At 42.5% G+C, this 12,896-nt stretch carries 11 protein-coding genes, 1 tRNA gene and 1 riboswitch; of the genes, 9 read left to right on the forward strand and 3 right to left on the reverse strand.

Features of this window, described 5'->3' with window-relative positions; genetic code table 11:
* Position 1 precedes the first annotated feature (1 nt).
* The 8 genes from AC1DU2_RS01640 to AC1DU2_RS01675 all read left to right on the forward strand — a co-directional run bounded on the left by AC1DU2_RS01640 (position 2) and on the right by AC1DU2_RS01675 (position 9,518).
* Positions 2–1,282: a glycosyltransferase family protein gene (locus AC1DU2_RS01640; RefSeq protein ID WP_477382475.1), complete on the forward strand. Its 1,281-nt coding sequence runs from the start codon at positions 2–4 to the stop codon at positions 1,280–1,282.
* On the forward strand, positions 1,269–2,162 hold the full coding sequence (locus tag AC1DU2_RS01645) for an FkbM family methyltransferase (protein ID WP_477382476.1): 894 nt from the start codon (positions 1,269–1,271) through the stop codon (positions 2,160–2,162). Before AC1DU2_RS01640 ends, AC1DU2_RS01645 begins: the two co-directional genes overlap by 14 nt.
* Positions 2,163–3,317, forward strand: a complete 1,155-nt coding sequence (locus AC1DU2_RS01650; protein ID WP_477382478.1) for a glycosyltransferase family 4 protein — start codon at positions 2,163–2,165, stop codon at positions 3,315–3,317.
* The gene (locus AC1DU2_RS01655; RefSeq protein ID WP_477382479.1) at positions 3,307–4,716 is read left to right on the forward strand and encodes an exosortase Y-associated Wzy-like protein; all 1,410 of its coding nucleotides are present in this window, start codon (positions 3,307–3,309) and stop codon (positions 4,714–4,716) included. The genes AC1DU2_RS01650 and AC1DU2_RS01655 overlap by 11 nt, the downstream gene beginning before the upstream one ends.
* Positions 4,713–5,852, forward strand: a complete 1,140-nt coding sequence (locus AC1DU2_RS01660; RefSeq protein ID WP_477382480.1) for an XrtY-associated glycosyltransferase XYAG1 — start codon at positions 4,713–4,715, stop codon at positions 5,850–5,852. The genes AC1DU2_RS01655 and AC1DU2_RS01660 overlap by 4 nt, the downstream gene beginning before the upstream one ends.
* Positions 5,849–7,264, forward strand: a complete 1,416-nt coding sequence (gene xrtY / locus AC1DU2_RS01665; protein ID WP_477382481.1) for an exosortase Y — start codon at positions 5,849–5,851, stop codon at positions 7,262–7,264. Before AC1DU2_RS01660 ends, xrtY begins: the two co-directional genes overlap by 4 nt.
* Positions 7,257–7,811, forward strand: a complete 555-nt coding sequence (locus AC1DU2_RS01670; RefSeq protein WP_477357545.1) for a WcaF family extracellular polysaccharide biosynthesis acetyltransferase — start codon at positions 7,257–7,259, stop codon at positions 7,809–7,811. Before xrtY ends, AC1DU2_RS01670 begins: the two co-directional genes overlap by 8 nt.
* A gap of 135 nt (positions 7,812–7,946) precedes the next feature.
* Positions 7,947–9,518, forward strand: a complete 1,572-nt coding sequence (locus AC1DU2_RS01675; protein WP_477382482.1) for a hypothetical protein — start codon at positions 7,947–7,949, stop codon at positions 9,516–9,518.
* 73 nt (positions 9,519–9,591) lie between these two features.
* On the opposite strand, the gene obgE is transcribed toward AC1DU2_RS01675, so the two are convergent.
* From obgE to AC1DU2_RS01690, 3 genes are all read right to left on the reverse strand, one after another.
* Positions 9,592–10,599: a GTPase ObgE gene (gene obgE / locus AC1DU2_RS01680; RefSeq protein ID WP_477357551.1), complete on the reverse strand. Its 1,008-nt coding sequence runs from the start codon at positions 10,597–10,599 to the stop codon at positions 9,592–9,594.
* Between the two features lie 120 nt (positions 10,600–10,719).
* A complete protein-coding gene (locus AC1DU2_RS01685; protein WP_477382483.1) occupies positions 10,720–11,301 on the reverse strand; it encodes an adenylate kinase in 582 nt (193 codons plus the stop codon).
* 98 nt (positions 11,302–11,399) lie between these two features.
* Positions 11,400–11,473, reverse strand: a tRNA-Arg gene (locus AC1DU2_RS01690).
* A 345-nt stretch (positions 11,474–11,818) separates the two neighbouring features.
* A riboswitch (SAM riboswitch) is annotated at positions 11,819–11,933 on the forward strand.
* Between the two features lie 122 nt (positions 11,934–12,055).
* On the opposite strand from AC1DU2_RS01690, the gene AC1DU2_RS01695 reads away from it, so the two are divergent.
* The gene (locus AC1DU2_RS01695; RefSeq protein ID WP_477382484.1) at positions 12,056–12,628 is read left to right on the forward strand and encodes a peroxiredoxin family protein; all 573 of its coding nucleotides are present in this window, start codon (positions 12,056–12,058) and stop codon (positions 12,626–12,628) included.
* Positions 12,629–12,896 lie beyond the last annotated feature (268 nt).

Here is a 12,896-nt window from a genome sequence, read left to right on the forward strand (position 1 = left end):
CGTGAAAAAACTGCTTATCATATCTCCCTATTTCCCACCCGTAAACGGGGCCGATATGCAGCGCATCCGTATGAGCCTGCCCTACTTTGCAGCTAACGGCTGGGATGCCGAAGTAATAACCGTAGACGAACAATACACAGACCTGCCCGTGGACGAATTGCTTTTACAAAGTATCCCTGAACACCTAAAGGTTCATAAAGTTAAAGCGTTAAAAAAAAGTGTAACATCCAAACTGGGGCTGGGCAGTATTGCTTTGCGGTCGTTGTGGTTTTACAGGCAAAAAATAAAGGAGCTTTTAAAAACACAAGCCTACGATCTGATCTATTTTTCGACCACCCAGTTCCCTGTTTGCATTTTGGGCGCTTATTTTAAAAAACGCTATGGTATCCCCTACGTAATTGATATGCAGGACCCCTGGTTTTCTGATTATTATGAGGATAAACCCAAAGCACAAAGGCCACCCAAGTACTGGTTCTCCTATCGCCTGAACAAATACCTGGAGCCCCGTGCTATGAACCATGTGGGTGGCCTCATCAGCGTATCTGATAATTATATCAGCGATCTGAAAAATCGCTACCCGGCAATTAAGGGCATTCCATCCGCAACCATAACCTTCGGTGCATTTGAACCGGATATGCAGATAGCCGAACAGAACAGGAATACTTTTCCCAATCTTCTCGATTCAAAATACATCAATATCGTGTACATAGGCCGCGGCGGTGCCGACATGCACCGGGCGGTTACCCCATTGCTAAAAGGCCTCAAAGCAGCATTGGATAAAGGCAACCAGGCTTTAAAATCATTACGGTTTTATTTTATAGGCACAAGTTATGCGCCCAACGGACAGGGCAAACCAAGCATTTTACCGCTTGCCCGGCAAATGGGCGTTGCAGGCAATGTAATTGAAATTACCGATAGAATAAGCTACTATCATACACTGATAACCCTGCAACAGGCAGATGGGTTGTTTATACCAGGTTCCGACGACCCTAAATACACGGCCTCAAAAATTTATCCGTATTTGCTTACCCCAAAGCCTTTACTGGCTATTTTTAACAAGGCAAGTTCGGCTATAAGTATCATGAGAAAGTATGGCGTTAAATCGGTTTATGACTACGATTCAGTTTCCGATGCCAACATCAGCTTATTCCTGTTATCTTTAATCAATGGCGGTGTTGAACCGCCCAAATATAATCCCGAAGCTGTAAATAAATATTCGGCCAGGCAAATGACCATACACCAGTGCAAACTTTTTGACAGCGTTATCAATGGGAAAAATTAAAAGAACATTCGGCTTTATATTGAACCACCCTTTAGGTAAAAGGCATCCGCTTAAAGCGTTTATCCGTTTTTTAACCTGGCAGTTTCAAAGCAGTATGCAGCCCGCTAAGTTTATGGTAAAACCATTTATTGCCGGTATAAATTTTTATGCACGCAAAGGTTTAACAGGTATTACCGGCAATATTTATACCGGCCTGCACGAGTTTGATGACATGGCTTTTTTGCTGCATTTTTTACAGCCCGGCGATGTTTTTTTTGATATTGGCGCCAATGCAGGCTCGTATACCTTATTGGCTTCGGGCGTTTGTAATGCCAAAACCATTGCTATTGAGGCCTCTGCAAATACTGCAGCTATAACCGCCAAAAACATCGGCCTGAATAAACTGGAAAATAAAGTTACTTTAATAAACGCTGCCGCAGGCGCCACAGCGGGCATATTAAGCTTCTCCAAAAACGAAGATACCACCAACCACATTATTAGCCCCGGCGAAAGCGCAGAAACCGATGCGGAAACGGTAAATGTCATCAGTATTGATTCACTGATCCTTAATGATAAACCCTCCCTTATAAAAATTGATGTGGAGGGCTTTGAAACCGAAGTGTTAAAAGGGATGACCGACACCTTAAAGCTGCCCATACTTAAAGCCATCATTATTGAACTGAATGGCAGTGGTTTGCGCTACGGTTTTAATGAAGATGATATTCACCAAACACTTTTGTCAGTAGGTTTTAAACCATGCCAATATGATCCTTTTAAACGGGAACTACAGTTGATGGATTCATTCGGCAGCTATAATACTATTTATTGCCGCGACGAAGCATTTATAAAATCGTGTGTAAAAGCATCCAAAGGATTTAAAATAATGGGCGAAATTATTTAGATGCGTTTAGCTATCATTACTACCCATCCCATCCAATACTATGCCCCGGTGTTCCAATTATTGGCCGAACGAATAGACGTTAAAGTGTTTTATACCTGGGGCGATGGGGCGCAGAAAAAATTTGATCCGGGCTTTGGCAAAACCGTTACCTGGGATATCCCGCTGCTGGAGGGTTACACCTATGAGTGGGTTAAAAACACAGCTCCAAATCCGGGCTCACATCATTTTAAGGGGATAATCAATCCAGGCCTTATCAATCAAATAACATCCTGGCAGGCAGATGCTGTTTTGGTTTACGGCTGGGCATATGATAGCCATTTAAAGGCCATAAGGCATTTTAAAAATAAAATACCGGTTTACTTTCGTGGCGACTCTACCTTGTTGGACAGCAAAACCGGTGCAAAACAATTATTGCGATCGTTGTTTTTGAGATGGGTTTATAGCCATGTTGATCATGCTTTTTATGTAGGCAGCAATAATTGCGCTTACTTTAAAAAATACGGGTTGAAAGCCCGGCAGCTTAGTTTTGCGCCGCACGCTATAGATAACGATAGGTTTGCCGCCGAAAGAGGTGTGGAAGCTTCCAAAATCAGGTTGGATTTGGGGATTAAGCCGGCTGATGTTTTAGTATTGTTTGCCGGTAAATTCGAAGACAAAAAATCACCGCTTTTATTACTGAATGCTTTTTTAACTTTGAACATGCCAAACGTGCATTTATTATTTGTTGGTAACGGTATTTTGGAGGACGCTTTAAAAATAGCAGCAGCTAAAAACAGCCATATTCATTTTATAAACTTTCAAAACCAGTTGGCAATGCCTGCTTTATACCAGGCCTGTAACTTGTTTTGCCTGCCTTCGCAGGGACCGGGCGAAACCTGGGGGCTCGCCGTAAATGAGGCAATGGCGGCTGGTAAACCCGTATTGGTATCTGATAAATGCGGTTGCGCCGTCGACCTGGTAAACCCGGGCGTTACCGGCGAAATATTTGAAACGGGTAATATATCATCCCTAACAAAAAAACTGGATGCCCTTACAGGTGATAAAAACAGGTTAACAATTTTAGGCCACAACGCAAAAATCAACATAGCCAACTGGAGTTTTAGCAAACAGGCCAATGCTATATTAGGCGTAGTAAATAATATCGATGCAAACTAAGCAGGCACCATTAGAGCGCATTATTGTGTTATATGTACCCTGGGCGCTGGCTGCTTTATTAAGCAGCGATCCCCAGCTGTCATATATAATAGCCTGGTTTGGATCGTTCCTGATATTTTTGCTGACTTTAACAGGCTGGGTTAAGCCAATACCGGATGACTTAAGCATAGCCGAACAATTGATGCGTCCGATTTTTCTGGTACAGATAATTTTCGCCGGGTACATGGCCTGTACCTCCATATTTTACTTTTTGGATGTATTGGGCTATCAAAATTTTGAAAAAGTAAGCACCACACTGGTAGATCAGGATCGTTTACAATACACTGCGCAATGCCAACGCTACTATTGTCTGGGGCACGCGGCTTTTGTATCGGGTATTTTAATTTTTATGGATTATGGTACCAAGTCAAAATACTATATGCCAAAAGATAAACTGGCAAATTTGCTATTGATGTTTGCTGTTGTCAGTTTCCCGGCTTCCATATTTTTTATCCGGTTTCCGGGATTATCACAATTTGCAAACCAATTTAGTTCGTTAAGTTTTATTGCCGGCACACTGGCGCTTGCTTTTGCTATCCCGCTTAAAAAAATTGGCAATACGCTTATTTGCCTGGCCTTTTATTTTTTTAACTTTTACACTGCCTTAACTTCGGGCTTTAAGGAACCCATTATCATCAGTGTACTGGTTTTGGGGGTTTTTCTATATCCCAATTATAAAAAGTTGGTAGCAGCCATCTTTATCCCTGCCCTGCTGCTGTTATTTATGTTTTTGCCAACGTATAACCGTATTTTCAGGCAAAACGCATGGTCGGGCGATGCCACGGCCGATGAGGCAACTCAATTGGCGCTTGATGCAGCATTAAGCAGCGATTCGGGCGACGATGATGATTCAAACTGGGGCTTTTTGGTGTACCGGCTTAGCGAAATTGATATGTTTATCAAATTCACCCAATCAACCCCAAAAAACGTTGATTTTTACGGCACAAAATTGCTCGAGCAGTCGGGTATGGCTATTATCCCCAGAATTTTCTGGCCCGATAAGCCCAGCACCGAGGATTTGATTATGGAACGGGTTTACGATGCAGGGGTGATTAACAGGGCTTCGGTTGTATCGGCCAAACCGGCTTTTATTGTAGATGCTTACCTTAGTTTTGGAGGTTTGGGTGTATTTGTAATTATGCTGGTGTACGGTGCAATAGCACAAATTATCTCGGTAAAGGCTGAGAAACTTTTTGGCGGATACATATTGGGTACCGCTCTGGTATTTAGCGGCCTGTTCCAGATCATGTGGCGTGGCCTTAGTTTTGAGTTCCTGATCAATACCGTGTTCTGGAGCTACGTAAGTATGCTGGTGATCCATAAAATACTTACAGTATCTAATATATTAAAAGAGGTTTGAGAATTCTACAAATTTCGGCGTCATACAAACCGGCTTATGTTTACGGCGGGCCAACCATGTCGGTAGCCATGTTAAGCGAGCAACTGGCAAATGCAGGGTGTGAAGTGTGCGTATTTGCCACAACCGCCAACGGTGTAGCCGAACTTGATGTAAAACCCAATCAACCGGTAATGGTTGACGGTGTAAACGTTACCTATTTTAAACGCATTACAAAAGACCATAGCCACCTATCGCCCGCGCTATTAAAAACCGTTTGGAAAAATGTCAAAACTTACGATGCCGTGCATATCCATGCCTGGTGGAACCTGGTTTCAGTTCTCTCCTGCCTTATCGCGGTAATACGTAGCGTTCCGGTAGTGGTATCTGCCAGGGGAACTTTAAGTCCCTATTCTTTTCAAAATAAAAACAGGGCAATCAAATTGCTCATCCATAACTTATTGAGCAAACCGATATTAAAGCGCTGCCATATCCATACCACTTCGCAACGCGAAAACGAGGCCGTGAATAGCATCATCGTGCCTAAAAGCTCAACCACTATACCTAATTTTGTAAAGCTGCCTGTTTACCGGCCCGCTGCACAAAACTCGGTAGCAACTCCAATTAAGCTGATTTTTTTTTCAAGGATAGAAGAAAAAAAGGGACTCGATTTATTGCTCAACGCATTAATTTTAATCAAAGCCCCCTTCCATCTTACCATTGCAGGCAGTGGCAGCGAAGCTTATGTTGACAGCTTGAAACAATTAGCTGCCGATAATGGCGTTAGCGATAAGATAACATGGGCCGGCTTTATTAATGAAGATAAGTTTGAGGCGCTGCAAARACATGATCTTTTTATACTACCGTCATATGATGAAAACTTTGGCAACGCAGTAATTGAAAGCCTGAGCGTTGGGACGCCGGTACTCATTAGCCATGAAGTTGGCCTTGCCGATTATGTTAGTGAAAATAAGCTTGGCTGGTTATGCGAAACAAGCGCTGTGTCTGTTGCAGAAATTATTAACCAGGTTGTGGCCCTTCCTCTTGAATTGGAACGCATCAGACAACAAGCACCTGGTATTATCCACGCTGATTTTAGTGCTGGCAGCCTGGTTGAAAAATATTTAGGTTTGTATACAAAAATCATCGCAAAGCATTGATCCCACCATATTCATTTATCATTATTACCTATAACGAAGAACAGCACCTACCGCGATTGCTGCAATCTATCGACGGGTTAGATGCGCCTGTTTTTATTTTAGACTCAGGCAGCGATGATCATACTATCGTGATAGCACAGCAAGCCGGCGCTACCATTTTGCAGCATGCTTTCGAAAATCACCCTAAACAGTGGGACTTCGCCCTAAAAAACTTCGATATCAAAACTCCTTGGGTTATTTGTTTAGATGCCGACCAGGTGGTTACTCCGGAGTTGAAAGAGAAGCTGGCAAAATTCAAAAACCAGGAATACCAGGATGTTGACGGTATTTACTTTAACCGAAAGAATTTTTTTAAAGGCAGCTGGATAAAACATGGCGGGTACTATCCTTTTTACCTGCTTAAAATGATCCGCTTTGGTGTAGGTTACTCCGATTTGAATGAAAATATGGATCACAGGTTCATTGTGCAGGGTAAAACTGAAATTTGGAAAGATGGCCATATTCTTGAAGAAAACCTTAAAGAAAACAACATCAGTTTCTGGATAGCCAAGCACAACCGTTACAGCGATTTGCTGGCACAGGAGGAGGTGGAGCGCATGCAAAAAATGCGGCAACAAACCCTTAAACCATCATTGTTTGGCTCGCCCGACGAGCGCACAGCCTGGCTTAAGCAGTTGTGGTGGCAATTGCCCCGCTACGTAAGGCCATTGCTTTACTTTACTTACCGGATGATATTCCAATTGGGCATATTAGAAGGGCGTATAGGCGTCATATTCCATTTTTTGCAGGCTTTCTGGTTCAGGCTGATCGTGGATGTTAAAATTGACGAGATCCTCAAAAACAAACAACCAAACACACCGGCAAACCGGGGTCAACTCTCGCCAGGCAAATTTGTATTCAGGTTCCTGTTTCTGTTCCTGCTTTTCTATTATTTCAACATTTTATTTTTTGGGATAACCAATCCAGGCGGCCATTATAACCAGTTTTTGGCCAATAACCTAAATTATATACAGGGCCTCCGTTGGTTATTATTGAGCATGAGCACCCAGGTACTTAACTGGCTCGGCTTTTCGGCTATTCATAACGGCACCGAATTGCTGGTTGCGGGCAAAGGGGCTATTATCCTGGTGTACTCATGCCTTGGCCTTGGGCTGATGAGCTTTTTTGCGGCATTTGTAATTGCCTATCCTAAAAAAACAAAACAAAAATTGATCTTTTTAACTTCGGGAATTGTAGTCATCCAGCTTTTAAACATTCTGCGTTTTGTACTGCTGGCCCTGTTCTGGAATAAAAATGCAAGCCGTGTAGTTGATCACCACACCATATTTAATATCATTTTGTACACTATTATTATGATAAGCCTGTATTTTTGGGTCAAACAAAATGATAACCGACCAGACAAATATGCATAAAACCGACCTGTCTACTTATAATAACTACCCTTTTCACCCGGGTGGCAACGCTTTAAAAAGGCTGATATGGTTTTATGTTAATGCTGTTTTTTTTAAAAGCAGTTTTATACCCTCAAGCAATTTCAAAGTTTTTTTATTGCGGATGTTTGGCGCCAGGATAGGGGAAAAAGTAACTATAAAACCTTGCGTAAATATCAAGTATCCCTGGTTTTTGCAAATTGGAGATAACACCTGGGTTGGCGAAAACGTTTGGATAGATAGCCTGGTAATGATTAGTATTGGTGCCAACGTATGTTTATCGCAGGGCGCCGTGTTGCTTACCGGCAGCCACAACTATAAAACAACATCATTTGATTTGATAACCAAAAGTGTAATTTTAGAAGACGGCGTTTGGATAGGCGCAGCTGCAATAATAAACCTGGGTATAACAGCTGGCAGCCATGCTGTACTTACCGCCGGCTCAATAGCCACAAAAAACCTGGAACCATACAGCATTTACCAGGGTAACCCTGCAGTAAAAATCCGTGACCGCGAGATCGGCCTATAAGTAACCCACTACTCTTAAGTTACTAGTACTAAGTCTTAAGTCAAAAGTTAAATTTATTCTTTTTTGACTTAGAACTTAAGACTTTCGACTAAAGACTATCCGTTGTTACACGATTAACATAACACTACCTTTATTATGACCGTACAGCAATCACATACCCACAAAATTATATTAATAGCTTTAAGCCTGCTCACTGTCATTTTGGGTGTAATGATATTTATAGCCCCCTCGGCAATGTTTCCAGATCCAAGCTGGGGTTTCCAGGTGATGCACAAGATGCAGGCCGGTGGGGCCTTTAACATTACAAACAAGCCAGATCCTGCCGACATTAGTAAAAACTATAGTGAATTTTTATCCTGGTGGTCGCCGGGGCAATATTTGGTCCCTTACTTTTTTAAATCGTTGTTTAGCGTTAACGACGGGCGTGCAGCAGCGCTTACTACCCTTGTTTGTGGATTATTGGGCATAGCCGGCTGGTATACTTTCTTTAAAAAGGCCGGCTTTGCAAAGCATTTGGCTGCTATAAGTGTATTAATTATTGTTATTCAGCAAGCCTTTATTATACCCTACATATTTTATAATGGTGGCGAGGTTTTACTTTTCGGTTTCCTGGGCTGGTTTTTATACGGCTGTGTCAGCTTTGATAAAGCTGACTTGAAGCTTGCCTTATTTTTACTGCTATCCGGATGGATTGGCTTCTTCTGCAAATCATCCTTTCTATGGATGTACGGGGCAGGATGTTTATACCTGTGGCTCAGCCTGTCTCAAAAGAAAACAACATTAATCGACTGGTTTAAAAATGGTACCTGGATTGCTATCCCCGCTGCACTATCATTGGCTGTAGTTTATTTTCAATACATGTCTAAAGGAGCAAACCCGGCAGGCACTTCATTTGGCTTTAAATTTAGCTGGGAGGCATTAAGCTTTCCTTTGGCGTCGCCCTTATTAACGGGCCTTTCGTTGGATGATATGTTAAACGGCCTTATAACGCATAGTAATGCCCCTATACTCAATCCGGGGTGGTCGTTGTTTGTCCTGTCAATAGCGGCAGTATTGAGCGTATTATTAGTAATACGCATCGTTCGTGTTGTTCCTGATAAAAGCTATGCGCTGCTACTTAGCGTTTTTTATTTGCTTTCCATATTGTTTTTTGGGTACAGTTTTTTAAAACAGGCCAACATCTCCTACGAGGGAAGACATTTGCGTATAATCGGTTTGCTGATAACACCGGGCATTGTTTACCTGGTAAGTTTAAGTAAGCTGCCCGTTAAAATTGGATTTGGTTTGCTTTGCCTGTTTATTACTGCTTTAAGCATCAGATATTTTGCCCCCAGTTATTATCAAAATGCAACCAAAAATGCCAGGGGAACTTCGGGTATAGCGCAGTTGTTTATTGATCAGCCATCGTTAGACCAGATCATGGAACTCGACCGTAAAAACACCAATGCTATTTTTGTCTTCATCAGCCCCGACCTGGGTTTGGAGATAAACCATAACCGCTATGTGATATTAGATCCCATTGGTCCCGACGTAAAAATAGAGTTTGACGACTACGTACACTACGGTCATGCCGGGCCAATTTTCATCATGTTGCCGGCAAGTTATATGGGGCCAAAATCAAACATTATCCGTAAATGTTTCCCGGGTTATAAGGGCTTTCATATGGATATGCTGAGTGACAAATATGTGCTGTATTCTGCTAAATAAGTTTCAATTTATATCAAAAAAATACAAAAAAATATAAGCTTTATACAGTTTTAGTCCAACTATTTAAAGCAATTTAAACACTTGCTTTATTGATCTCGGCCCAAAGCAAATCCTTCAATCCGGCCAGGTTTTTTTGAGCTACCGATGATATAAAAATTGATGGCACGCCCTCCGGCAGCTCCTTCTTCATTTCGGCCTGAAGTTCCTCATCCAATAAATCCATTTTAGTTACTGCCAGCACACGTGGTTTATGCATCAATTCGGCATTGTATTCCTGCAGTTCATTGAGCAATATTTCATACTCCTGGCTGATGGTTCGGGTAGTGTCGGCAGGTACCATAAACAACAGTACCGAGTTACGCTCGATATGCCTCAGAAACCTAAAACCTAATCCTTTGCCTTGCGATGCACCTTCAATGATGCCCGGGATATCGGCCATTACAAATGAGCGGTTATCGCGGTACGATACAATACCCAGGTTGGGAACCAGGGTTGTAAAAGCGTAATCGGCAATCTCGGGCTTGGCGGCAGATACTACCGAAAGCAGGGTTGATTTACCGGCATTAGGGAAACCCACCAAACCAACATCGGCCAGGATCTTTAGCTCCAGTATATTCCAGTCTTCCTTGCCATCTTCGCCGGGTTGGGCAAAGCGGGGAGTTTGCTGGGTTGGGGTTTTAAAATGCCAGTTACCCAGGCCGCCACGGCCGCCGGGAGTTAAAATACGGGTTTCGCCATCCTGGGTTATTTCGAAGATCACTTCGCCGGTTTCGGCATTTTTAACGGTTGTTCCCAGGGGTACCTCTAAAATCTCGTCTCTTCCGGTTTTGCCGCTACGTAATGAACTGCCGCCCGAATCACCATCGCCGGCAATAACGTGCTTGCGGTATTTAAGGTGCAGCATAGTCCATAGCTGGGCATTGCCTTTAACAATAACGTGGCCGCCACGACCGCCATCGCCACCATCGGGGCCACCTTTTGAGGTCAATATATCACGGTGTAAATGCGCAGAGCCCGCCCCTCCGTGGCCACTGCGGCAACAGATTTTCACATAATCAACAAAATTGGAACCTTGCGACATAATTTTTCTCTTTTTGAGACCGAAAGTCCGAAAGTCAGTAAAGTCCGAAAGTTTAAGAATTTTGACGTTCCTAACTTTCGGACTTTACTGACTTACCGTCTTCCGGACTTATATTTAATATTAATCTTTTAACCAGGCTTCGATAATGGCATGTATCTGGCCAAAAATCTCATCAACCGAGCCTATACCATTAATGCTTTTAAATTTACCCTGGTTTTTATAAAAACCGGCCACTGGCGCCGTTTTATCATTGTATTCGTGGATGCGTTTGCTAATCACTTCCGGGTTGGCATCATCAGGCCTGCCCGAATCTTTACCACGTAGCAATAGGCGGCGCAATAATTCATTATCATCAACCTCAAGCGCTATCATTCCGGTTATTGCCGAATGCTTGCTGGTTAACAGGCTATCCAAAGCTTCTGCCTGTGCAACCGTGCGGGGGAAACCATCAAAAATGAAACCCTTACCGTCTTTATTGCTATCCAGCTTATTGCTGATCATACCAATTACAACCGCGTCAGGAACCAACTTGCCATCATCCATCAACTTCTTTGCCTCTAACCCAAGTTCTGTTCCTTGTGCAATTTCGCCACGTAAAAGATCGCCGGTTGATAAATGGATCAATCCATATTGTTCAATAAGCTTTTGTGACTGAGTCCCTTTCCCGGCTCCGGGAGGACCAAACAATACCAGGTTTAGCATGCTCGTTATAAATTAAAAGCCTTTCGGTACAACACAGAAAGGCTTAGGATTAACTTTGTACCTGTATGGATTAAACCCATTTAAAGGCAAATTATATGTGCACTCGAAGGGAGTCGAACCCCTAACCTTCTGATCCGTAGTCAGACGCTCTATCCAATTGAGCTACGAGTGCTTTTCGAAACGGAATGCAAAGATAGAATTTCTTTTCAATCTCTCACATTTTTTTTCAAAAAACCTGTAACTCGCAGTTTTACATGGCCTTACTTTCCTCCGTAAATCAGGTACTTGTTTTATATGTTTAATTTTTCACCCGGATATCGCATATAGGACCAATTAAACAAAATTGGGGTTACCCCTTTTGCAGCAGCATGAACCGGAGTAGGCCGGTAGCTTAGTCATGGTGAGTCATGACCAGCGTTCAATACCCGCCTGTCATTTCATGACAATTAAATTATATAATGTCTATGTATTTAGTAGAATATATTATATATTTGCATCACTAAACAGTTCTTTAATTTAATTATCAAGAAAGACGGAGGGAAAGGCCCTGTGATGTCTTAGCAACCTGTAAGCCCAATTGTTATAAAGGTGCTAATTCCTGTTCGCCATTTAAGTGGCGGAAAAGATAATGTATGTTACGTTACTTACAGCTATATAGCTGTGCCATCATATCGTTATCGCCCAAATTTCTTGTTTATTTAAATTCCAGTGCTTTTAACCCTGCATTATAAAAACGCAGTTAAAAATTTACGTTATGAAAATTAAACAGCTACTCATCACCTGCTCCTTGTTAATAACCAGCTATTTGGCCGTTGCGCAAACCACAACGCCTGCTCCCCTGCCTGCATCAATTGACCGGGGTTATATTGTTAAAACCGGCGAGCAAGCGCCCGATGATTTTAAACTGGTACTGGCCGATGGCACCCAAACTTCACTAAAACAGCTTCGGGGTAAGATAGTTATCCTGCAATTTACCGCAAGCTGGTGCAGCGTATGCCGCCAGGAAATGCCTCATCTTGAAAGAGATTTATGGCAGGCTTATAAGAACAAAGGCCTGGTACTTATCGGCGTTGATAGGGACGAACCGCTTGAAAAAGTGCAACATTTTCAGCAGGAAATGAACATCAGCTATCCGCTGGCGCTTGATCCTGGTGCCGATATTTTCGGGCGCTTTGCCAACAAAAAAAGCGGTGTAACCCGCAACGTGGTTATTGACAAAGACGGCAAAATTGTATACCTCACCCGCCTTTATGATACCCAGGAATTTGCATCGATGCTAAAAGTGGTTGATGCGCTGGTTAACAATAAAACTGCATCTGTAAACTAATTAAAAGCTTAAAGCAGAAGGCATAAAGCTCAAAGTTTCGGGTTTCAAAAACCTCTTTAGTCAAATTCTTATATTTTGAGTCAAAACGGCACTATCTACTTAATACTACTATCTATATATCAAATTGTTATGAAAACAACAAGAACACCTTTTCCAAGCGTATCCCCTGCCAGTAAATTCGTCTCATTCTCCTCCGCTTCTGTTTACCTTTATATGCAGGGTATGCGTTGTTGCTGTTAAATAAAGGCAACGGTTATTAGCCACGGGT

The sequence above is a fragment of the Mucilaginibacter sp. P4_C11 genome, assembly GCF_056402115.1.